This is a genomic window from Salarchaeum japonicum (assembly GCF_020614395.1).
In the GTDB taxonomy this organism is placed as follows: domain Archaea; phylum Halobacteriota; class Halobacteria; order Halobacteriales; family Halobacteriaceae; genus Salarchaeum; species Salarchaeum japonicum.
The window spans coordinates 1244615-1266105 of record NZ_CP085324.1; the positions used below are offsets into that span (position 1 = coordinate 1244615).

General features: G+C 68.2%; 18 protein-coding genes. 3 read left to right on the top strand and 15 right to left on the bottom strand.

Translation table 11 applies throughout. The annotated features are described in order from the left end of the window. Positions 1-24: 24 nt before the first annotated feature. The 5 genes from LI334_RS07105 to LI334_RS07125 form a co-directional block, all read right to left on the bottom strand. Positions 25-1857: a S9 family peptidase gene (locus LI334_RS07105; RefSeq protein ID WP_227259699.1), complete on the bottom strand. Its 1833-nt coding sequence runs from the start codon at positions 1855-1857 to the stop codon at positions 25-27. Continuing rightward, complete coding sequence (locus tag LI334_RS07110) at positions 1857-2756, bottom strand: alpha/beta fold hydrolase (protein ID WP_227259700.1); 900 nt, start codon at positions 2754-2756, stop codon at positions 1857-1859. Before LI334_RS07110 ends, LI334_RS07105 begins: the two co-directional genes overlap by 1 nt. A 263-nt stretch (positions 2757-3019) precedes the next feature. Further along, positions 3020-4855 (bottom strand): archaea-specific SMC-related protein, encoded by a 1836-nt coding sequence (locus LI334_RS07115; RefSeq protein ID WP_227259701.1) that lies wholly within the window; start codon positions 4853-4855, stop codon positions 3020-3022. Next, positions 4852-5445, bottom strand: a complete 594-nt coding sequence (gene rdfA / locus LI334_RS07120; protein WP_227259702.1) for a rod-determining factor RdfA — start codon at positions 5443-5445, stop codon at positions 4852-4854. The genes LI334_RS07115 and rdfA overlap by 4 nt, the downstream gene beginning before the upstream one ends. 50 nt (positions 5446-5495) lie before the next feature. Then, positions 5496-5981: an AsnC family transcriptional regulator gene (locus LI334_RS07125; RefSeq protein ID WP_227259703.1), complete on the bottom strand. Its 486-nt coding sequence runs from the start codon at positions 5979-5981 to the stop codon at positions 5496-5498. A gap of 138 nt (positions 5982-6119) precedes the next feature. Here LI334_RS07125 and LI334_RS07130 point away from each other — a divergent pair, with 138 nt between their 5' ends. After that, positions 6120-7292 carry a dipeptidase gene (locus LI334_RS07130; protein ID WP_227259704.1) on the top strand — a complete coding sequence of 391 codons (1173 nt, stop codon included), beginning with the start codon at positions 6120-6122 and terminating at the stop codon, positions 7290-7292. A 314-nt stretch (positions 7293-7606) separates the two neighbouring features. Next, positions 7607-9079 carry an MATE family efflux transporter gene (locus tag LI334_RS07135; protein ID WP_227259705.1) on the top strand — a complete coding sequence of 491 codons (1473 nt, stop codon included), beginning with the start codon at positions 7607-7609 and terminating at the stop codon, positions 9077-9079. On the opposite strand, the gene LI334_RS07140 is transcribed toward LI334_RS07135, so the two are convergent. Next, positions 9076-9432 (bottom strand): TRAM domain-containing protein, encoded by a 357-nt coding sequence (locus tag LI334_RS07140; protein WP_227259706.1) that lies wholly within the window; start codon positions 9430-9432, stop codon positions 9076-9078. The two genes, LI334_RS07135 and LI334_RS07140, sit on opposite strands and share 4 nt — an antisense overlap. Positions 9433-9475: 43 nt before the next feature. Further along, positions 9476-9649 (bottom strand): hypothetical protein, encoded by a 174-nt coding sequence (locus tag LI334_RS07145; RefSeq protein ID WP_227259707.1) that lies wholly within the window; start codon positions 9647-9649, stop codon positions 9476-9478. 118 nt (positions 9650-9767) lie between these two features. Here LI334_RS07145 and LI334_RS07150 point away from each other — a divergent pair, with 118 nt between their 5' ends. Next, positions 9768-11417: a sensor histidine kinase gene (locus tag LI334_RS07150; RefSeq protein ID WP_227259708.1), complete on the top strand. Its 1650-nt coding sequence runs from the start codon at positions 9768-9770 to the stop codon at positions 11415-11417. A 2-nt stretch (positions 11418-11419) separates the two neighbouring features. Here LI334_RS07150 and LI334_RS07155 read toward each other — a convergent pair whose 3' ends face one another. The 8 genes from LI334_RS07155 to LI334_RS07190 all read right to left on the bottom strand — a co-directional run bounded on the left by LI334_RS07155 (position 11420) and on the right by LI334_RS07190 (position 21430). Next, on the bottom strand, positions 11420-12067 hold the full coding sequence (locus tag LI334_RS07155) for a dolichyl-phosphate hexose transferase (RefSeq protein WP_227262329.1): 648 nt from the start codon (positions 12065-12067) through the stop codon (positions 11420-11422). A 77-nt stretch (positions 12068-12144) separates the two neighbouring features. Further along, the gene (locus LI334_RS07160; RefSeq protein ID WP_227259709.1) at positions 12145-13791 is read right to left on the bottom strand and encodes a GMC family oxidoreductase; all 1647 of its coding nucleotides are present in this window, start codon (positions 13789-13791) and stop codon (positions 12145-12147) included. Further along, positions 13788-14309 carry a gluconate 2-dehydrogenase subunit 3 family protein gene (locus LI334_RS07165; RefSeq protein ID WP_227259710.1) on the bottom strand — a complete coding sequence of 174 codons (522 nt, stop codon included), beginning with the start codon at positions 14307-14309 and terminating at the stop codon, positions 13788-13790. Before LI334_RS07165 ends, LI334_RS07160 begins: the two co-directional genes overlap by 4 nt. 26 nt (positions 14310-14335) lie before the next feature. After that, complete coding sequence (locus LI334_RS07170) at positions 14336-16348, bottom strand: ArnT family glycosyltransferase (protein ID WP_227259711.1); 2013 nt, start codon at positions 16346-16348, stop codon at positions 14336-14338. Beyond that, positions 16345-17448: an ABC transporter ATP-binding protein gene (locus LI334_RS07175; protein ID WP_227259712.1), complete on the bottom strand. Its 1104-nt coding sequence runs from the start codon at positions 17446-17448 to the stop codon at positions 16345-16347. Before LI334_RS07175 ends, LI334_RS07170 begins: the two co-directional genes overlap by 4 nt. After that, positions 17441-19069, bottom strand: a complete 1629-nt coding sequence (locus LI334_RS07180; RefSeq protein ID WP_227259713.1) for an ABC transporter permease — start codon at positions 19067-19069, stop codon at positions 17441-17443. The genes LI334_RS07175 and LI334_RS07180 overlap by 8 nt, the downstream gene beginning before the upstream one ends. Further along, entirely contained in the window at positions 19066-20220 is a 1155-nt protein-coding gene (locus LI334_RS07185) for an extracellular solute-binding protein (protein ID WP_227259714.1), read from the bottom strand. Before LI334_RS07185 ends, LI334_RS07180 begins: the two co-directional genes overlap by 4 nt. A gap of 43 nt (positions 20221-20263) precedes the next feature. Further along, positions 20264-21430 (bottom strand): alpha-1 4-glucan-protein synthase, encoded by a 1167-nt coding sequence (locus tag LI334_RS07190; protein ID WP_227259715.1) that lies wholly within the window; start codon positions 21428-21430, stop codon positions 20264-20266. Positions 21431-21491 lie beyond the last annotated feature (61 nt).

Here is a 21491-nt window from a genome sequence, read left to right on the forward strand (position 1 = left end):
TGGCTATGGGTCAATCGACGGGGGTTAGCGGAGGTGTTCGTCGAACCAGTCCGCCGTCCGTCGAACCGCGTCCCGCCGGTTCTCCGCGTCTCGGAAGCCGTGGCCCTCGTCCTCGTAGATGGTCGATTCGAACGGTACGTCCGAGCCCTCGAAGAAGTCGATGAGTTCCTCCGCCTGATTCACGGGCACTCTGAGGTCGTCCGCACCGTGCAGTACGGAGAGCGGGGTCGTCACGTCGTCCAGCCGCCAGTGGCTCGACGCCGCGTGGTAGCGCTCCTCTTGCTCGTCCGGCGTTCCACCGAGGTCGCGTTCGGTGAGCAGGCGGCCGACCCGGTCGACCTCCTCGTAGTCCGTGAACTGGTTCACGACGCCATACCACTCCACCGCCGCGTCCCACACGTCGGGGTACTGCGTGATGGACTGGAGCGTCATGAACCCGCCCCACGACCCGCCGTAGATACCTACCTCGTCGGTCGTGTACGGGAGGTCGCGCGCGAACCGCGCGGCCTCGCGGGCGTCCGCGACCTCACCGCCCTCCCAGTCCCCCATGGAGAGTTCCTGGAACGGCCGGCCGTACCCGCCGCTCCCGCGGAAGTCGATGCCGACGACGACGAACCCGCGCGCCGCGAGGTACTGCTCCATCGGATGCCAGCCGTTACCGAACTGGAAGTGCGCGCCGCCGTGCACCTGCACGAGCGTCGGCGCGGGGTCGTCCGGCGTCACGTCCGCCGGTTTGTAGACGTACGCGTTGACGTACATCCCGTCGAAGGACTGGTACGTGACGTTCTCGGGGACGACGACGCCCTCGGGCGTGTCGGGGTCTCGGAGCTGGGTCTCGCTCCCGCCGGACACGTCGAGCGTCCGCGGGTGGTTCGGCGCGTCCTGCGCGGCGTACACGAACCCGAATCGTTCGCCGTCCGCGGATCGGTGGACGGGGCCCGCACCGAACACACCGTCGTGGACGGTGATCCGGGACGTGACACCCTTCGCGTCGCTGTCGTCGTGCAGGAGCACGGTCTCCAACTGCTGGGTGCCGCGCTCGCGGACTGGATAGTAGAGCTGGTCGCCGTCCGGCGCCCAGAGCGGACTCTGGACGTTGTACTGATGGCTCGCCTCTACCTCGTACACCTCGCGGTTGCCGGTGTCGAGGTCGACGACATGGATGTCCTCGGAGTGCCGGTACCAGGGTTCCGCGACGCGCTTCGCGAAGAACGCGACGCGGTCGCCGTCCGGGCCGAACGACGGGACGCTCGTGACGGAGAGGCCCGTGGTGAGTTTCTCGTCGGTGCCGTCCGTGAGGTTCACCACGTGCGCTTCGTCCGCCCAGTCGCGACCGTCCCAGTCGTCCGCGGAGACGTACGCGATGCGTTCGCCCTCCGGCCCCCAGGTCGGCGACCAGCGCTTGTCGTCGTGGGGGTTCATGCCCGTGGTGACGCGTTCGATGTTCGCGCCGTCGGCGTCCACCGTCCAGATGTCGTTGTACGCGCCGCGTCCGGAGATGAACGCGAGGCGGTCGGTGTCGGGCGCGAACCGCGGTTCGGCGTCGAACGCGTCGCTCGGCGCGGGCGCGGACTCCTCGCCGGTCTCGGTGTCGTAGACGCGAACCTCGCCGTCGCGGGTGTACGTGAGTTTCGTGCCGTCAGCGTTCCAGTCAATGCGGCCCCAGCGTCCCGAGATTCGGTCGTCGAACGCGACGACACGTTCGGAGGCGTCGATGTCGTCGCGGTACTCCCAGACGGTGTCGGAGCCGGTCTCGCGCTCCACGTAGGTCAGGCGCTCGCCGTCCGGAGCGGGTCGCCACGAGACGCTGACGGCGTCCGCGATGTTCATCACGTCAGGGTCGGCTGTGTCCGTCATCAGTTTTCACCTCCGTCGGCCGCGGGCCCGAACCCGATTTCGGCGAAGAACTCGCGGACGCGAGCGATGTACTGGTCGTGCTGGTCGAGGTTCGGGGAGTGCCCCGAGTTCTCGAAGACGACGAGACGGGAGTCCGGGAAGAGGTCGGCTATCTCGACGCTCGCTTCGGGCGGCGTGATCCAGTCGTGGCGGCCGACGGTGACGAGCGCCGGCGTCTCGACGTCGGGCAGACCGTCCGTGTAGTCCATGGTGGGGTACTCTTCGGTGAACATGACGTTGTGCGTCTCGTGGTGGAAGTCGAGGGAGTCGACACCCTCGCGGGCGGCGTCCGCGTCGAACTGACTCATATCGGGTTCGTAGAGCGGGAGCATCCCGAGCCAGACGCGCTCGAACTCCTCGTCGGATCGGACGTCCCCGTCCATCACGCGAGAGAACTCGTCCCACGTGATGTCGGGGATGTCGAAGGCGTGTGCTTTGAGTTCATCCCAGGATTCGCGGGCGTTCTCCCAGGCGTTCTCCTCGTATTCGCCGGTCGGGGCGGTGTCGCGGAGGACAAACCCGGCGAGGTCGTCGCCGTACGTGGTCGCGTACTCCTGAGTGATGAATCCGCCGTAGGATCCGCCGATAATGGCGATTTCGCCGAGGTCGAGTTCCTCGCGCAGTCCCTCTACGTCGGCGGCGTACTGTTCGTTTGAGTAGGGTTTCGTGAGGCTGGACTGACCGCAGCCGCGGTGATCATACACGACGACTTCGTAGTCGTCGGCGAGCGCTTCGTAGGCCTGTTTTCCTTTCTGGTGGTCGCTGATTCCGGGGCCGCCATGGAGGATGACAATGGCGTCGTCGTTCTCCTCACCGAGGACCTCGTAGTACAGCTCCGCGCCGTTGACATCTGCATACATGAGCTATCTATCGCGTCCGTGAGTGCGTGAATCACTGGCAAAATAGTTGCGGACGCGGACGTCTGGGAGTGGAGGAGGTTTGTCGGTCGGTGGGGACAGAACGCGTTCTGTGATTTGCGGGGTGAGCGCAGAATTTTCCACATAGAATAACACCCTTAGTGCGTTATTATCTCGGTGAGTGTGCGTGGATTTCACAAACAGAATCGTAAACCATGTGAAGGGTTGTCACTGGCTGCGGGGTGAACACGAAGAAGAACGCAGACCTACGCCGACAGCGCGTCCCGGATCTCCGTCACGGAGAACTCGAGCGCCGACGCCCGATCCGGATGCATCGCCACGAGCAGATGATCCACGCGATCCCCCACGTACTCCACGAGCCGCTGCGCGCGAACCACGTCGAACGCACCCATCGAATCGACAGCCACCACCGGAACCGCCTCCGGCACGTCGTACGTCAGACACCCCGCGAGACACAGCACCAGCCCGATGAGTTCACGTTCGGACTCCGCGAGATGCCGCACGCTCTCCTGCTGGACGGCACCCTCGACCTCCCGCGCGATGACCAACTCGAAGTCGCCGTCCAACCACACGCGCTGCACGCGCTCAAACTCCAGCACGGACACCAGGTCGTCCATCGCCTCGTTGAACGACTCGCGCAACTCCGCCTCGGCGTTCTCGATGCGGTCGGTCAACGCCGTGATATCCGACGAGAGCTCCGCGATTCGCTTCTCCAACTCCTCGTACTCCGCGACCGCCGACTCCAGACGTCTACGGCGGTCTTCGAGCCGCCCTACCGTCGAACGCGCGTCCCGGAGCGCGGCCCGCGTCTCCTCGATCTCCGCCACCACGCCGTCCGCCTCCGCGGCGCGCTCGTGCTCTCGCGCCGCGATTCGCTCGTCGAGGTCGTCGAGGTCTCCTTCGAGTTCCTCCAGCCGCTCGCGCTGGGTGGCGAGCGACGACCGCCGTTCCCGCAGCGACTCCACGACCTCGCGGCGGTCTGCCTCCAGGTCGCGGACGCGCGCCGCCGCGTCCTCCGCTGCCGCCAAGTCCTCCGACACCGCCTCGATACGCGGGCGGTGGTCTTCCAGTCGCTCGCGGTCGCGTTCGACGAGGTCGACGAGGTCGTCGAGCGTCCCCTCGAACGCGGACTCGGGCGCGTTCTGCCCGCACGCCCAGCACGCGTACTCGTCCCCGGTGAGGCCCGCGTCCTGCCCGAGCGCGCCCGTAAAGTCGCCATTCAGCATTTCTCGATTCGCGGTCAGTACCGACTGCAACACGTCCAGGCGGTTCTCGCGCTCCGCCACCCGTCGCTCCAGGCGCTCCTTCTCCGCCCGTAACTCCGCGGCGTCGTGCTCGTCGGCCGTCGACCGCGCGTCCGCGAGGTCGGCTTCGACGGTTTCCAGCCGGTTCTCGAGGCGCTCGATGGCGTCCTCCGTGTTCTCGACGCGCCGCCGCTGCTCGTCACGTTCGGCCGCGAGGTCGGTGCGGCGGTCGCGGAGCGCCGCCAGTTCGTCGTCCTCGTCGGCGGTCGTGCGCGCGAGCAAGTCGTCGAGGTCGTCCTCCAGCGACGCGACCCGCTCGCGCGCCTCCGAGAGGGACGCCTCCACGTCCGCGAGGTCGTCCGCCGCACCTTCGAGGTCGTCGCGGTCGTCCTCCAGGGACTGCTTCTCGGCTATCTTCGCCGCGCGCTCCGCCTCCAGCGACGACACTTCGAGCGGCGCTTTCAGCGTCTCCTCGAAGGAGTCGCCGTTCCGCACCGCCGCGCGGAGGTCGTTGAACTCGAGGAACGTGGCGAACGAGACGAGGTCGTCCGCGTTGTCCGCGTCGCCCAACCACGATTCGCCCGAAACGGAGAGTCCCGTCCCCGCGCGTTCCGCGGTTCGCGTCACCGACCGGTCGCCGTTCGACAGCGTCACCTCCGCGCGCGACGTGCCGCTCCGCAACGGGACGTCGTCGCTTCCCAGCGCGAACGTGAGCGCGTGCAAGAGCGAAGTCTTGTTCGACGCGTTCGGCCCCGAGAGCAACGTCACGCCGTCGCCGAAAGTCGTTTCGAGTTCGTCGATACCGCCAACGTTCCGGACTGTGAGTTCGAACGTCATGAGTTACACTGGCAGACGTAGCCGCGGTGGAGCGCGCGCTCGACGGGGACACGGGTTCGGCAGTTCTCGCACTCGACTTCGACGGTCGCGTGCACCGCGAGGTCGCCGCCCGCGCTGAGGCGGTTCTTGGTCGTGAGCGAGGAGACGGCCTCGCTCGCCTTCGACTCGGCGTGGCTCGCCGCGATGTCGAGGGCGTCCTCCTCCCAGTTGCTGTCGGTCGTCGAGGTGTCGGTTCGTTCGACGCCGAGGCAGTCTTTGAGGTGGGTTCTGACGACGGCGTACGAGACGAAGTCGGACTCGAGGTCGTCGATGGGGACGCCCTCCTCGCGGAGGACGTTCCGCACCTCGGCCGCGGTCGCGTCGTCCCCCTGGAGGCGCTCGTACTTCGATTCGGCCTCGTCGCCGAGCGTCTGGAGGCCGGCGCGATCCATCGTGTTCCGGAGGAGCGCGACGTTCAACCAGTCGGCGAGCGACCGATAGCCCTTCCGGCGCGACCCGTCGGCCGTCCACTGGTCGACGAGCCGTTCCTCGTATCCCGTGAGGTCGTACTCGTCGAATAGTCGACACACCTTGCAGCCGTACGTCGTCATGCGCGTTCTCTACCCAGCGAACCCGTATGAATCTTGAGGTCTCCCGGGATTCATTCGTATTCGGGAGCCATGTAGTAATCGTCCATGTTGCTCTCGCGATCCGTCACGACGATGTGGTCGACGCGCTCGACCATCTCGTACTCCTCGATAGCCGTCACGAGCTCGTCAATTTCGCGGAGCGTCGGCGCCATCCCGACCGCGTACACGTCGTACGTCCCGATACCGCGGACGACATGCCAGAACCGCATTTCCGCGAGCCGGTCGAACGTAGCGTCCTTCGCACCCGGTTCGTCCACCGCCTCCACGGCGATACGAACGATCTCCCAGCTCACGTTCTCCGGGTCGAGGAGGAAGAACACCGTCGTCATCTCCAGGAGGTTCGACACCCGATAGCGGATTCCCTCGGTCGACATCTCGTAGCCGGCCTCCTCCAACTGCGCCGCTATCTCCGAGTAGGGCGCACGCGGATCCGCCGCGAGAATCTGGAGGATGCGGCTGTCGATGTCGTCGACGTTGTCGAATCGTGAGCTATCCATACCGGCGCGTACTCGCGCGACGCTCTTGAAACGGCGGGTTGCGGAGGAAGTCGAGTGACCTCCCGTTCGAGTGAACCACCCGCTAAAGGCTGCCACAATGCGAGGGTTTTAACCCTCACTTTCCTACCGTGCAGGTGTATGGGACGCGATAAGCGGTACGACCAGTACGAGTCGTACGACTATCTCGACGACGACGCCTACGAACAGTTCGACCTTCCCGCCGTTCACGCCGGTTTCGACCCCTACGAGGTTCCCCTGAGCGACGACGAGGAAGCCCGCCTCAACGCCGTTCTCGACGACACCGTTATCTCCCTCCACGACCACCCATTCTACTTCCCCGAACACCTCTCCGAGGACATCCAGGACTACATTCGCGCCGGCCGCGCGCGCACCGCGTTCGAAGCGCTCTCCGAGACGCCGCTCGACGCCGTGTTCGACATGCACCTCGACGGGCTCTCGCACATCCACTCCCACCACGGTTGGAAGTGGAGCGAGATCGTCCACGACGTGACGATGCGCGCCGCCGACATCCAGCACTCTGACTACGGGATTCGCGCGAGCGGCGTCGAGGACATCGAACGCGCCCGCGAGAACGGCCAACTCGCGTTCGTTCCCGCTCTCGAATCGGCGGCGATGATAGAGAACGAACTCGACCGCCTCGACCAGCTCTACGGCATGGGCATCCGGTCTATCGGCGTGACGTACGACGCCTCGAACAGCCTCGGCGCCGGGAAGGGTGGCGTCTACGAGGTAGACGGCGGTCTTACGACGTTCGGCGTCGACGCCATCGCGCGCATGAACGACCTCGGTCTCGCGGTGAGCACCAGTCACGCGAGCAAGCAGACCACGCTCGACGTGTGCGACGTGACGGTCAAACCGATATTCGACACGCACGCACTCGCGCAGGGCGCGGGCATGGGCAAACGCGGCACGAGCGACGAGGAACTCGAAGCCATCGCGGCGACCGGCGGCGTCATCGGCCTGCTCTCCTCCGCCCACCTCCCGTCCATCGACGAGTACATGGAGCACTTCGAGTACCTCGTCGACCTCGTGGGCATCGACCACGTCGCGTTCGGCCCGGACGTCCTGTACGGCGACCACACAGAGTTGCTCCGCGTGCTCGCCGCCGACCAGGGCGTCGAACTCCCCGAGTCTACCCTCCAGACCGAGTACGTTCGCGGGCTGGAGAACCCGACGGAGGCCTGGCAGAACATCCCGCGCTGGCTCGTCAAGGAGGGCTACTCGGACCGCGACATCGAGAAAATCCTCGGCGAGAACATCCTCCGCGTCCTCGACGAGACGTGGGCGTGACGACACACTGACCCGCCGACCGCGCGCCGCGGAGCGGGTAGCCGCCGGCTCGCCGACCGCGGATGCCGACACACCAACCACTAAGTAGGTCTTTATTCTATTTTCGTTGGATAGAGGTATTGCTATTCAACTGATTAGTGTGAGATCGTCGGTCTCCGCTGCGCTGTGGCGGTCGCGGATCACTGTGAACGCGTAACGCAGAACGTTTTTGACTGACCAGTCAGTAAGTACGGGTAACGAATGACGCACACCCACCGATTGAGCAGACACCCGTCACGTGCGAACCGAACGACGACCCGCGGGGTGGCCGCCTGATGGGCGTCCGCCGGCAGATAGAACGCGTCTTCAAGGGCCCCGAGGAGTTCGACCTCACGTCCGGCAGCATCGGCAAACCCCTGTTCTACCTCTCGCTGCCCATCGTCATCACGAACCTCTTCCAGACCGCGTACAACCTCGCGGACACCTTCTGGCTCGGCCAGTACAACACCGACGCCCTCGCCGCCATCAGCTTCGCGTTCCCGATGGTGTTCCTCCTCATCTCCCTCGGCATGGGCGTCTCCGTCGCCGGAAGCGTCCTCGTCGCCCAGTTCACGGGCGCGGGCGAGGAACGCGAAGCCGAGTACGCCGCCTCCCAGACCATCACGTTCGCCGTCATCATCTCCGTCGTGCTCGGCGGCGTCGGGTACTTCTTCGTCAGCGACTTCCTCTCCCTGATGGGCGCGTCCGCCGACGTGCTCCCGCTCGCCACCAGCTACATGGAAGTCATCTCGCTCGGCCTCCTCTTCATGTTCGGGTTCGCCGTCTTCATCTCCCTCATGCGGGGGTACGGCGACACCATCACGCCGATGGTCGTCATGTTCGGCTCCGTCGTCCTCAACATCGTCCTCGACCCCTTCCTCATCTTCGGCTGGACGGTCGTCGAGAACGCCCCCGTCGTCGGCACGATAGCGTTCCCCGAACTCGGCATCCAGGGCGCGGCCATCGCCACCGTGTTCTCGCGGGCGCTCGCGCTCGTCGTCGGCCTCGCCATCATGTTCGGCGGCCGCCGCGGCGTCCAGATACACCTCCGCGACATGGCTCCCGACATCGACTACCTCCGCCGCCTCGTCCGCATCGGCGGCCCGGCGTCCGTCGAGGGGAGCGGGCGCGCCATCTCGATGAACCTCCTCCTGTTCATCGTCGCGTTCTTCCCCGACGCGGTCGTCGCCGCGTACGGCGTCGGCACGCGCGTGTTCTCCGTCGTTTTCCTCCCCGCAATCGCCATCTCCCGGGGCGTCGAGACGATGACCGGCCAGAACATGGGCGCGGGCCAACCCGACCGCGCCGCCGCGGCCGCCACCCTCGCGAGCAAAGTGCTGTTCGTCGTGCTCGCGCTCACCGGTCTCCTCGTGTTCGCGTTCCCCGAACCGATCATCTCCGCGTTCGTCGGGGCCGACCAGGCGAACGCCGACCAGGTCGTCTCCGTCGGCGCGGAGTTCCTCCGGTACGTCGCGCTCACGTTCGGGTTCATCGGCGTGACGCAGGCCTTCGTCGGGAGTTTCCGCGGCGCGGGGAAGACGCTCACCGCGGCCGTCATCTCCGTCGTCATCCTCGGGTTCGTCCGGTTCCCCATCGCGTGGTTCGCGTCCGGCCCGCTCGACGAGACCGGTATCTGGGTGGCGTTCGCCGTCTCGAACGTCCTCGGCGGCGTGCTCGCCTACGCGTGGTACAAGCGCGGCACCTGGCGGGACGCCGACCTCACGGAAGACCGGGTCGACGCGGAAGAAGTAGCCGCGACGGACGACTAGGCGGTCTCGACGAACGTCGCGTCCGCCGACGTCTTCCCCTGATTGAAGGAGAGGATTTTCGCGCGAATCACGTCGCCCTCGCGCACGGAGTCCGGAACGTCCTCGGTGAAGACGACGAACCCCTCGACCTTCCCGACGGCGACGCGCTCGCCGGAGTGGTGGTCGGTGAACTCCGTGACGCCGAACTCGTACGTCTCTCCGAGTTCGACGGGCGGTTCGCGTTCCTGCGCGGCCTCGTGCGCGCGCCGGGATTCGCGCTCGTCGGCGGACGACCGCCGCCACAGGAAGACCGCCGCGCCACCGACCAACACCACGGCGACAGCGCCGAGCGTGATGAGCGTCGTCGTGTCCATACGCCCGCAAGAAACCGCGCCACGATAACTCCGGCGACCGACCCTACTCGGCCGCGGCCTTCAGGAACTGGGGGACGATGAGGAGTTCCACGACCGCGACCGCGAACAGCATCGTCTGCATGATGCCCTCCGTGAACGTGAACGCGATGGCGAAGATGATGATTGCTGAACTCGCACCCATGCCGTAGCGGACGACCGGACTTCGGAGGGCTGGCATACGCGAATCACGCGACGGCGTCGAAAAGAACGTTCCGGAACGTCACGGCTTGGTTTCGCCGCGGGTTCGGGCGGCGGTATCCCGAGACGTTATGGCGAAGCCACCGAAACCAACCCGTATGGACGGTCTCCTCCTCGCGCACGTCGCGGTGTTCGCGGTGTCCGCGGTTCTCTGCGCGGTGAGCATTCCGCGCGCGCTCGCCATCCAGCACGCAGACACTCGCTGGGGGCTCGTGGGACTGCTGGGGTCTGTGGGACTGTGGGCCGCGGGCTACGTCGGCTACCTGGTCGCACCGACGAACGCCCTCCGGGAGGCGTTCTACATCCTCGGGTTCAGTTTCGCGTTCGTCGCGGTCGGCGCGTTCCTCTACTTCTGCGCGGCGTACACGGGCCGGCCGCCGCGGCGCGTGCCCTATCGGAAGACCGCGCTCGCGGCGTTCGCGGTCGTCGTCGGCCTGAAAGTGACGAACCCCCTCCACGAGTTCTACTTCACGACCGAGTGGACGACCACGCCGTTCCCCCACCTCGCCGTCGTCCACCAGCCCGCGTACTGGCTCATCCTCGGCCTCTCGTACGCGCTCACCGCTGTCGGCTTCTTCATGTTGCTCGAACGGTTCTACCGCACCGGCACCGACAGCCGACCGCTCGTCGTCCTGCTCGTCCTGACGGGCGTGCCCGCGCTCGCGACGACGCTCGGCGAGGAAATCGACTGGCTCCTCCCACTGATGTACGAACCGCCCGGGGTCGCGCTGTTCGCGGTCGGCGTCCTGTTCGTGTACGCCCGCCGGTTCGAGGCGATTCGCCTCACGAGCAACGCCACCGACCCCGCCGTGTTCCTCGACGCGGACGGCCGCGTCCGCGACTACAACACCGCCGCGCTCGCCATCCTCCCGAGCCTGGACGGGTCGGTCGGCGCGCCGATAGACCGCGTGAACGACCTGCTCGCCGCCGAACTCGACGACCCCGGCGTCGTCGCCGTCGAGGACGACACCACGCGGTACTACCAGGTGTCCACGGCCCCGTTCACCGCGGGGGACGCCCGGATGGGCCAGCTCGTCACGCTCACCGACGTGACCGACCGTGAGACCTACCGCCGCCAACTGGAGTCGAAGACCGAACAGCTCGAAGCCCTCACGCGGGTCGTCCGCCACGACATCCGCAACGACATGACCGTCATCACCGGCTGGGGCGAAACCCTCCGCGACCACGTGGACGACGACGGCCGGGACGCCCTCGACCGCGTGCTCCGGACGGCAGACCACGTCGTGGACGTGACGGACACCGTCGGCGAGTTCCTCGACGCGCTCTCCGGCGCGGCCAGCCTCGACCTCCGCCCCGTCTCCCTCCACCGAACCCTCACCGCGGAACTCGCCGCCGTCCGCGAATCCCACCCCGACGCCGACTACGCCGTCGAGGGCGCGATTCCGGACGTGGACGTGCGCGCGACCGGCCTCCTCTCCTCGGTGTTCCGGAACCTCCTCGAAAACGCCGCCCGCCACTCGGACCGCGACACCCCGTCCGTCACCGTCTCCTGCACCGAACGCGACGACACCGTCGAAATCCGGGTCGCCGACGACGGCCCCGGCATCCCCGACGCCCAGAAATCCCGGCTGTTCGACCGCGGCGAGAAAGGCGCGGCCAGCCCCGGTTCCGGCATCGGCCTCTACCTCGTCCAGACGCTCGTCGAACAGTTCGACGGCACCGTCCACGTCGAGGACAACGACCCACGGGGCGCGGTGTTCGTCGTCGAACTGGAACGCGCGGTGTAGTGTCAGCGGTGTCGTTCCTCGACGCCGACGGTGAGGATTGATTTTGCGATCGCGAGGCCGCCCGTGAGGGGGTCGAGCGTCGTCTCACCGGCGCGTTCGCGGTAGTCGATGGGGAGTTCGCGAACCCGATACCCGCGGGCGAGCGGGCGGAGGAGGAGTTCGGCGGAGAGTCCGGTGTTTTCCGTCCACGTGATGTCCTCGATGACGCGACGGCGATACGCGCGCATACCGGTGGTGGTGTCGTGGACGCGCTCCCCGAGGAGGAGCGATGCGAGGAGGGCGAACGCGATGTTCCCGTACCGGTTGGTGTCGGGCATCGCGTCCGCGCCGTGGTAGAGGCGGTCGCCGCTGACGACGTCGTAGCCGTCGTTGATCGCGTCGAGGAAGTCGGGGAGTCGTTCCATCGGGTAGGTGTCGTCGCAGTCGGTGGTGACGACGACGGGTCGGTCGGGCGTGGTGATGGCTTCGTGCACGGCGACGCCGTACCCCTGCGGGGGTTGTTCGACGACGGTCGCGCCGTGTTCGCGTGCTATCTCGGGCGTTCGATCCTGTGAGCTATCGACGCAGACGACGTTCGCTCGGTCGTCGGTGACCGCGGCGATGTCGGTGAGAACCGTGTCGATGGCTGCTTCTTCGTTGTACGTCCCCATGACGACGCTGACGTCGTCGAAGGTGTACGTGTCGTCGGGCACACGTGCCCACACACCCGCCACATTTTTAGGCTTACCTAAACACTCGCGAGGGTGTCGTGCAGGTGGTCGGCCGCCTTCAGGGAGAGCGCCGCGAGCGTCAACGTCGGATTCATCGCGCCGCCCGTCACGAACACGCTACTCCCCGCAATCCAGAGGTTGTCGAGGTCGTGCGTCCGCATCTCCGGCGTCACCACACTCTCGGCCGGGTCGTAGCCCATCCGCGTCGTCCCCATATGGTGAAAGGCCGGCCCGGTGTTCTCCGGCCCGACCTGCCACGTCACCTCCGCGCCCAGCTCGTCCAGGACGCGCTCCTGAATCTCGTTCGCTCGCTCCAGCGTCCGCCGCGTCACGTCGTCGATACCCCAGTGAACGTCCGGCACCGGGTTCCCGTGGTCGTCCGTCCGCGATTCGTCCAACCCCACGTAGTTGCTCGCGCGCGGCCGCTGTTCGACCAATCCCCCCATCGCGATGTGGTTACCGTACGACTGCCGGAGCGACCCGAGCAGGGCGTCCCCCCACTCCTCGCTCCCGAGCGCCTCCATCACCGGCGACGGCCCCGCGTAGTTCAGGAATTCGAGTTTCAGCCGCGCGTAGTCGCTCGCGTCGCCCTCCGCGTCCGGCACGCCCTGCTCGGTTCCGCGCCGGGGGTCGTCGTAGAACTGGTGGCACTCGCTCGTCAGGAACCCGACGTGGTTCTGCCGCGTCTCCGCGTCCAGCACGCCCCCGGTTCCCGCGAACACGTGATCCATGAAGTACCGGCCGACCGCGCCGCTCGTGTTCGCGAGGCCGTCCGGGTAGGCGTCGGACGCGGAGAGCAGGAGGAGGCGCGGCGTCTCCACCCCGCCGCACGCGACCACGAACTGACTGGCCTGCTGGCGGTGCGTCTCGCCGTCCGGCGTCGCGTACACCGCCGCCGTCACGCGGTCGCCCGACGCGTCGTGTTCGAGTCGCTGCACCGCCGCCCGGTCGATGACGCGTGCGCCGTCGGCTTCCGCCGACGAGACGTGTCGGGTCGCGTCGTACTTCGCGCCCGACGGACACACCGGCTTGCAGGTGCCGTACCCGATGCACGGCGACTCGTCCGCGTACGCCTCCGAGTTCCGCGCGTTCGGCACGGAGTGAGTGGCGATGCCGAGTCGCTCGCAGGCGTCCGCGAACAGCGAGTCGCTGTACGACGGCTCGAACGCCGGCATCGGATACGGTTCGTCGCGTGGCGGCGCGAACGGATTGTCGTCCGCGCCCGCGACGCCGAGCGCGCGCTCCGCCGCGGCGTAGTACGGCCGGAGGTCGTCGTAGTCGAGCGGCCAGTCCGCGGCGACGCCGTGCCGGGACGCCTGCTCGAAGTCGAGTTCGTGTAACCGCATCACCATCCCCTGCCAGTGGAGCGTCGACCCCCCGACGCCCTTCACGCGCGCCCGGTTCAGCGGGTATCCGCGGTCGCCCGACGACGTGTACGCGTCGCGCTCCCCGCCCATGTCCCAGACGGAGAGCGGGCCGTGGCCCGGCCGAATGTGGCGTTCCATGCGCTCGCGTCGGCTGTCGTCGTCGAACCGCTCGCCGGCTTCGAGCACGACGACGTCGTGGCCGCGCGCCGCGAGCCTGTCCGCGACGAGCGCCCCCGCCGGCCCCGCGCCGACGATGCACACGTCCGCCGACCCGGACGGCGTTCGGTTCGCGCTCATGGCGGTCGCTGGTAGCTCCCCGCGCCACCCGGGTGACCGATGGGGTTCTCGATGCCGACGAGTTCCCCGCCGGTGGGCGACGCGTAGAGCGCGTACAGGAGTTCGTTCACGACGTAGTACCGAACGCGCTCGACGTCGCTCCCGTCGGGGTCGGGGTCGGCGGTGTCCGCGTTCATCGCGTGGAGCGCGTCCGACCGCGTCAACCGGTGGAGGTCGGCGAAGGACTCGTCGTGCCAGGAGCGAGCGTAGTCGTCGAGGTAGTCGGTCGCGGCCGCGATGCCCGCCGCGTGGTCGGGGTGGTCGCGGACGCGGCCGTCGAGGAAGGTTTCGACGAAGGACGCGACGTTCTCGACCGGCGTCGGGTAGAGGGTGTGGGCGGCGGCGACCATCGTCGTTCGGCTGTCGGCGTCGAGCGGTCGGTCGTCCGCCCCGTCGTCGCCGGTGAGGACGACCGCCCCACCGACGGTCACGCCGGTGGCGGCGAGCGCGGCGAGCGCGTCGCGGCGACTCAGCTTCATCCACCCATGTTTAGGTGTGCCTAAACTTAGTGGTTGTGTTCGGCGACCGTCATCGACACGTTCACGAACACGCTCGGCCGCGACGGCGACGGCACGTACGCCGCGGCACCGCCGCACGCCCGGACGTTCGCGCACCGCTCGACCCGCGGTGACAGCGCGCGCACGTCGCCCCCGGTGGCATCGACCGGCAGGGACAGCCGGTACGTGAACCCGTCCCCGCCGCCGTACTGGACGAACGCCGACACCCGCACCGTCCCCCGTCCGGCGACGGTCAGCGAGTCGTTCCCCGTGGCGGACACGTCGCCCGCGACGGACACGCGACCGTCACGCACGGACACGTTCAGGCCGACCGCGCCGTCCGTCGGCTCGGCCGTGTAGTACGCGCTCTCAGCGTCCGTCGCGACGCGAATCGTGGTCGCGGTCGCGGCCGACGGCACGCCCAACCGGGCCTCAAGCGTCACGGCCGCCCCGGACACGTCCTCGACGCGCTGGAGGCGTGCGGCGGACGGCGACCCCGCCGCGGGGTTCCAGACGCCCCGGTAGACGTACCGGTAGAGCGACCGGTTCGGGAACGCGTCCGCGACCGCGAACGGCCGGTCGTCGATGGCGTACACCGCCCGTCCGTCGAACCCGGGGTCGTTCCGCAACGGCTGGAACGGGTGGTTCAGCCAGTCGCCGTACGGATCCGGAAGCAACACTACCGATTCGGCGGGCGCGCCGTCCTCGAACGGCGCGTACGCCGTTTCGTACGTCTCGGTCACGTCGAGGTTCGTCTGCACGGGGTCGGCCGCGTTCCCCGCGGTTACGACCGCGCCGCCCGTCAGGCCGACCACGAGCACGGCGGCGACCGCGACGCGCGCGACCCGCGGGTCGAACCGCTCGCGCGCCGCCGTCCGCAGGCGCGTACCGCCGCGGACGGCCGCGAACGCCGCGAACACCGCCGTCGGAACGAGGAGGTCGAAGTGGTAGTAGGGGCCGAGAACGGACACCAGTCCGTCGCCCGCCCTCGACACGTCACCGAGGATGTTGAACGTCCCCCAGAAGTAGACGTTGCCGGCGGCGACCGTGACGAACACGCCGGCCACCGCCGCGGCGCGCGCCGACCACTCGCGGCGGCCCGCCCACACGACGCCCGCGGCGGCGAGGAGGCTTCCGAACGCGCCGCCCGCCACCCACTTCGTGAAGAACAGGTCGAGGACGATGCGGTTCACGCGCACGGCGAGTTCCGGCGTGTACACGACCTCGTGGCCGAGCAGGCGGCGTTGCCCGAACCCGAGTCCGTCCAGCGGCGCGAACGCCTGATAGGGGAAGACGAACGCGTCCCCGGTCACCAGCGCGTTGTAGCCGAGGGTGACGCCGACGCCGGCCAGGCCGAGCGCCGCGGTCACCGCCTGCCGGGGGAGCGCCGCCCGCCAGTCCGCGTAGAGCGTCCAGAGCGCGTGCGCCACGAACGGGGTCGCGAACAGGACGGCGGTGTACGGCCGGGAGAAGAACGCTACCCCGACCGCGCCGCCGGCGACGGCCGCCCACCGGCGGCTCCCGGTTCGGTCGGCCCGCAGGTAGGCGTACGCGAACGCGAGGTTCAGCAGGGTCGTCGGCGCGTACGGCAGGAACACGCCCGACTCGACGACGAACAGGGGGGACGCGAGCACGAACGCGCCGGCGAGCAGGCCGACGCGGGAATCGAACACCTCGCGCCCGACGAGCGCGGTGAGCGCGACGACCCCGGCGGCGATACCGGGGAGCGCGAGCCGGTACGCGCCGAACAGCTCGCCGAGCGCGAAGAAGAACGCCGGAACCGGCGCGTACTTCGCGTACAGCCGGTCGCCCGTGTCCACGAAGAACCACGGCCGGAACGCGTCCTCCATCGGCGGCCGGAGGAACACCTGGCCGTCGAGTAACATCGCGGCCTGCTGGAGGTAGACGCCCTCGTCGTGGTTCAGGGAGTGATAGGGGAACACCGTCGTCGATACCAGCCACGCGACCACGGCCGCGACACCGACGAGCGCGAGCACGCCCCAGTGCCAGCGCCGAGTCATTCCTCGGTCGGGAACCAGGCGAGCCTGTGGTCGATGTCGAGGTCGACGCGGACTCGCCGGTCGAGGGAGAGTTGGTCGGCGTGGTTGTGCTCGCAGTACACGAGTCCGCCGGTGTCGAGTTCCACGCGGTAGACGAACGCCGGTCCCGTGTACTGGCGGTGGACGACGCGGCCGTTCCCGTCGTCGGTGGGAACCGCTCGCAGGTCGTCGGGGCGGACGAGCACGTCGATGTCCGCGCCCTCGTACTCCGCGTCGAGGCCCGCGATGGCGTCCGCCGGCACGTCTCCCACGGGCGTCTCCACCCGTCCGTCGGCGAATCGGCCGGAGACGAACCCGGCCTCGCCGATGAACTCCGCGACGAACCGGGACGTCGGCTGCTCGAAGACCGTCTCGGGCCGCCCGACCTGTTCGAGGTGGCCGTCGTTCATCACCGCGACGCGGTCGCTGATGGACAACGCCTCCTCCTGGTCGTGCGTCACCGAAATCGCCGTGACGCCGGTTTCCTTGAGGATTCGACGCACCTCCTCGCGCATCTCGCGTCGTAGCGACACGTCGAGGTTGGAGAACGGTTCGTCGAGCAGGATGACGTCGGGTTCCGGCGCGAGCGACCGCGCGAGCGCGACGCGCTGTTTCTGGCCGCCCGAGAGCGTGTCCGGCGCGGCGTCCGCGTAGTCCGCCAGTCCGACGAGGTCGAGGAGGTCGCTCACGCGGCGCTCGACCGCCTCGTCGGGCCGGTTCGCGATACCGTACGCGACGTTCTCCCCGACCGACAGGTGGGGGAACAGCGCGAAGTCCTGGAACAGCAGTCCGATGTCCCGGTTCTCGGGGCGGACGAACGTCCCGTCGTCCGCGACGACGTCCCCGCGGACGCGAACGCGGCCGTCGTCGGGGCGTTCGAGACCCGCTATCAGGCGGAGCGTGGTCGACTTCCCACAGCCGGACGGGCCGAGCAGTGTCAGGAGTTCGCCGTCGCGAACGTCGAAAGAGAGCGAATCGACGGCGGTTTCGGGGCCGAACGACCGCGTCACCCCGTCGAGTTCGAGGATTGGTGGTCGGTCGTGCTCGTCCGCGTCCGGTCGTGTCTGGCGTGTCTCACTCATTCGTGTCACCGTCGCCCGTGTCTTCCTGCGCGAGGATGACGGCCATCGAGAGGCCGGAGACGACCACGAGGACGAGCGCCGGGAGCGCCGCCCGCCCGTACAGCCCCGCTTCCTCTACTCGCCAGATGTACGTGACGAGCGTATCAAAGCCTAACGGACGAAGGATGAGCGTGGCGGGGAGTTCCTTCATCGTCGTGAGGAACACGAGCGCCGCACCGGTGACGATGCCGGGCGCGATGAGCGGGAGGGTGACGGAGCGGAACGCGCCGAATCGAGACCGGCCGAGCGTGCGCGCGGCCTCGACGAGCGTCCTGTCCACCTGGAGCGCCGAGGTTCGCATCGACCCGATGGCCTGCGGGACGAACCTGACGACGTACGCGAACACGAGCAGGGGCAGGGTCTTGTAGAACGCGGGCGCGGCGTCGAGGCTGAAGCTCACGAGCGCGATGGCGAGCACGATACCGGGCGCGGCGTAGCCTGCGTACGGCGCGCGGTCGGCGAGCGCGGCCAGCCGCGAGTCGGACGCGGCCGACCGGAGCGCGATCGGGAGCGCGACGAGCACGGACGCGACGGCCGCGAGGAACGCGACGTAGAGCGAGTTCCAGCCGTACGTCCACGAGAACGCCATCGACCCGCCCGCGTAGCCGGGGCCGCCGCTCGTGAGCCAGAGCGCGAACACGACGACCGGGAGGAGAATCGCGGTCGCGCCGACGAGGAGCGGGAGGAGGAGGAGCGGGTAGCGGAGGCGGCCGAGGCGGATGGAGAGCGCGCCGCGATTGCCGCTGCTCGCGTACGCGCCGGAGTCGTCCGCGCCGATGCGGGATTCGACGGCGAGGATGACCGCGGTGACCGCGAGTAACTGGAGGGAGAGCAGGGCCGCGTAGTCCCGCATGAACCCGGTGTAGCGCGCGTAGATGAACTGCGTGAACACTTCGACGTGCATGATGTTCGGCGTGCCGAAGTCGGAGAGCGTGTAGAGCGCGACGAGGAGCGCGCCGGCGGCGACGCCCGGCAGTATCTGGGGGAGGGTGACGCGGCGGAACGCCTCCCAGCGGCCCGAGTTCAGCGTGCGCGCGGCCTCGACGAGGGACGCGTCGAGCGAGAGGAGGGAGGCGCGCGTCGTCAGGAACACGTACGGGTACGTGTAGACGGTGAGGACGAGCGCGGCCCCGGTGAAGCCGTCTATCGTGGGTATCGTCTCGACGCCGAGCGGCCGGAGCGCGTTCACGAGCACGCCGTCCTGGCCCGTGGCCGAGACGACGGCGAACGCGCCGAGGTAGCTCGGGACGGCGAGCGGGAGCGCCGCGAGCACGGTCCAGAACCGCTTGAAGGGGATGTCGGCTTGCACGGTCAACACCGCGAGCGGAACGCCGACGAGGACGCTGCCGGCGGTGACGACCGCGACGAGCGCGACGCTGCGCGCGAGCACGGCGAGCGTTGTCGCGGACGTGGCGAGGTCGATGGCGCGACCGCCGAGGCCGAGCACGTCGACGAACAGCCATCCGAGCGGAACGACGAGCGCGGCGGCGAGCGCGGCGGCGAGCAGTGTCAGTCCGGTGCCGACCGCCGTGTCGTCGGCGACCCGGTCGGGGAGGCTGGTCAGTCGGTCGCCGACGCTCATCCAGGAACGCCGGCCTCTCGCATGATTTCGAGCGTTTCTTCGAGGTTCGAGAGCGCGGAGAGGTCGATGTCCGGGGGGCTCAGTTCGTCGATGGTCGGCAGGTCGCCAACGGGTTCGACGCCCGGAATCATCGGGTACGCGAAACTCACGGTCGCGAAGAACTCCTGGGCTTCCGCGGAGAGCAGGTGGCGGACGAACAGGTCGACCAGGTCGGACTTCTGGGTGCCCTGTATCTTGAGCGCGCCCGCGACGTTCACGAGCGCGCCGGCGTCCCCGCTCGTGAACGCGAGGTCGAGGGGGGCGTCGGGGCGCTGGTTCTTCACGCGGAGCGCGTAGTAGTGGTTCGCGAACCCGACCGGGATGGTTCCGTCGGCGACGCGTTGGGAGACGACGAACTCGTCGGGGAAGCGCTGCGCGCCGTTCTCGCGCATCGCGACGAGCCAGTCGCGGGTCGGGTCGGGGCCGCGGAGCAACCGCATCGCGGTGACGAACGACTTGAACGCGCCGTACGTTGGGGCCCAGCCGACCGTGTTCGGGAACGAGGCGGTGGTCGGGAACTCCCGAACGGTCGCCGGGACGTCGCTCTCGTCGAGCTGGTCGGTGTTGTACGGGACGCTCCGCGCGCGGCCGGCGACGCCGACCCAGGCGTTGTCGTCACCCTGGAAGCCGCTCGGGACGGGTTCGACCACGGTATCGCCGAGCGGGTCGTAGGCGTCGTTGTCGGCGACGTACCCGAGCGAACTGGCGTCTATCGACCAGAACACGTCCGCCTGTGGCGCGCCCGATTCGACTTCTTCGACGATGTTCTGCGCGAGCGAGGAGGACGCGGCGCTGCTCTCGTAGACGGTGAAGTCGGGGTATATCTCCTGGAGCATCTCGACGAAGCGGTAGTAGATTCCGCCTTCGCCGCCGCCGATGTAGAGGTTGAGTTCGCCGGAGAGGTCGGGGAGGTCTTCGATGGACGTGCCGCCGGGCGCGGGGCGGCCCTCGATGATGGCTCCGGAGCCGCGGAACGTGGCGAGTTCGGGGATTGTTACGCTTTCGTCGTCCGAGTTGCCGCCGATGAGTCCCTGGCAGCCGGCGAGGCCGGCGAGCGACCCGGCGGCCGCTGTCTGGAGAACGCGTCGGCGGGTTCGACGTGAGTCGCGCATATGATTTAGGCGAACCTAAATAACCTAAGTGTTTGTGGTTTCGTCAGTCCAGCGCGGCCGCCGTCGCGGGGTCGGTCTCCCGGGACTCGATGGCGTCCAGACAGTCGAGCCACGCCCGCATCGCCTCTCCGCACTCGTTCAGGAATCCGCCGTTGTTCCAGTCGCTCCAGTCACCCGTCGCGAGTTCGTCCGCGATAGCGCGGAACACGCCAGCGTACGAGTCTGCGTCCCCGCCGACGCGGTCTGCGACCTTCCAGACGTGTTCGTTCAGTTCGAGACCGGCGACCTCGTTCTGGAGGTCGTCGAAGGTCGACCGCGGGGCCTTGTTGTGCTCGCAGAGCGGGTCGCCGTTGTATATCTGGGTGTCGAGCACGTCGCACGCGCGCTTCAGGAACACGCCCGACCAGATGTCGTCGAACCGCCCGACCTCCCAGTCGTTGTCGTCCATCGGCAACTGGTAGAACGCGGGCACGACCTCCCGGCGGAACGCGAGGTTCATCGAACACACCGTGAGGTACTGGCCGGACGCGGCGACGAAATCCGTCTCGAAGTCCTCGCGGGCGGTTCGCGTCTGCGCCTGCCCCCGGAGGTCGCCGTCCATCAGGATGCGTACGGCGTCGAGGTCGGGGACGTTCGTCCAGAGGCCCTGCGAGGCGACCACGGAGTCCACGTGCTCGGTCTCCGCGGTCACGGATTCGTCCATCGCCGCGTACGGGTATCCGCGCGGGTAGAGGTCGTTGTCGCCCTCGTGGAGGACGTTCACCCACTGCTCGTCGGAACGCATCGACCGCACCTCGCCCTCGTAGTGGAGGTTGGTCATGTGCGTCCCGAAGAAGTCCACGTCGTCGTGCGGCCGCGTGTCGTCGTCGATGAACACGCCGTACTCGAATCCCGGGTCGTCCCAGAGGTAGAGCAGGCCGAACGAGGTCTGCGCGTGGCTGGCCGCGGGAATCAGGTCGGCGTACTCGGAGAGGCCGCGGTCGTCGAACCACGCGTCGCGGCCGGTGCCGTCGAACACCGCGCCCGCGACGTCGAGGTCGTCGAGCATGCGTTCCATCGCGGCGGTGTCGCAGAAGTCCTCGGTGACGAGGACGAAGAACAGCCGGTCGGTGTCGAAGCCGTGGCGGCGGGCGTTCTCGACGTAACTCCGCACGCAGTCGTACTCGCGTATCGTCGGGACGACGACGCAGATGTCCGGGCGGTCGCTCATTCACCTCCACCGAGGTTTAGGCAATCCTAAAAACTATCGGGATAGGATGGTCGCGACCGGA

Coding starts and splice junctions, on each gene's coding strand:
- LI334_RS07105 (WP_227259699.1), bottom strand. CDS start 1,857: ATGACGGACACAGCCGACCCTGACGTGATGAACATCGCGGACGCCGTC.
- LI334_RS07110 (WP_227259700.1), bottom strand. CDS start 2,756: ATGTATGCAGATGTCAACGGCGCGGAGCTGTACTACGAGGTCCTCGGT.
- LI334_RS07115 (WP_227259701.1), bottom strand. CDS start 4,855: ATGACGTTCGAACTCACAGTCCGGAACGTTGGCGGTATCGACGAACTC.
- rdfA (WP_227259702.1), bottom strand. CDS start 5,445: ATGACGACGTACGGCTGCAAGGTGTGTCGACTATTCGACGAGTACGAC.
- LI334_RS07125 (WP_227259703.1), bottom strand. CDS start 5,981: ATGGATAGCTCACGATTCGACAACGTCGACGACATCGACAGCCGCATC.
- LI334_RS07130 (WP_227259704.1), top strand. CDS start 6,120: ATGGGACGCGATAAGCGGTACGACCAGTACGAGTCGTACGACTATCTC.
- LI334_RS07135 (WP_227259705.1), top strand. CDS start 7,607: ATGGGCGTCCGCCGGCAGATAGAACGCGTCTTCAAGGGCCCCGAGGAG.
- LI334_RS07140 (WP_227259706.1), bottom strand. CDS start 9,432: ATGGACACGACGACGCTCATCACGCTCGGCGCTGTCGCCGTGGTGTTG.
- LI334_RS07145 (WP_227259707.1), bottom strand. CDS start 9,649: ATGCCAGCCCTCCGAAGTCCGGTCGTCCGCTACGGCATGGGTGCGAGT.
- LI334_RS07150 (WP_227259708.1), top strand. CDS start 9,768: ATGGACGGTCTCCTCCTCGCGCACGTCGCGGTGTTCGCGGTGTCCGCG.
- LI334_RS07155 (WP_227262329.1), bottom strand. CDS start 12,067: ATGGGGACGTACAACGAAGAAGCAGCCATCGACACGGTTCTCACCGAC.
- LI334_RS07160 (WP_227259709.1), bottom strand. CDS start 13,791: ATGAGCGCGAACCGAACGCCGTCCGGGTCGGCGGACGTGTGCATCGTC.
- LI334_RS07165 (WP_227259710.1), bottom strand. CDS start 14,309: ATGAAGCTGAGTCGCCGCGACGCGCTCGCCGCGCTCGCCGCCACCGGC.
- LI334_RS07170 (WP_227259711.1), bottom strand. CDS start 16,348: ATGACTCGGCGCTGGCACTGGGGCGTGCTCGCGCTCGTCGGTGTCGCG.
- LI334_RS07175 (WP_227259712.1), bottom strand. CDS start 17,448: ATGAGTGAGACACGCCAGACACGACCGGACGCGGACGAGCACGACCGA.
- LI334_RS07180 (WP_227259713.1), bottom strand. CDS start 19,069: ATGAGCGTCGGCGACCGACTGACCAGCCTCCCCGACCGGGTCGCCGAC.
- LI334_RS07185 (WP_227259714.1), bottom strand. CDS start 20,220: ATGCGCGACTCACGTCGAACCCGCCGACGCGTTCTCCAGACAGCGGCC.
- LI334_RS07190 (WP_227259715.1), bottom strand. CDS start 21,430: ATGAGCGACCGCCCGGACATCTGCGTCGTCGTCCCGACGATACGCGAG.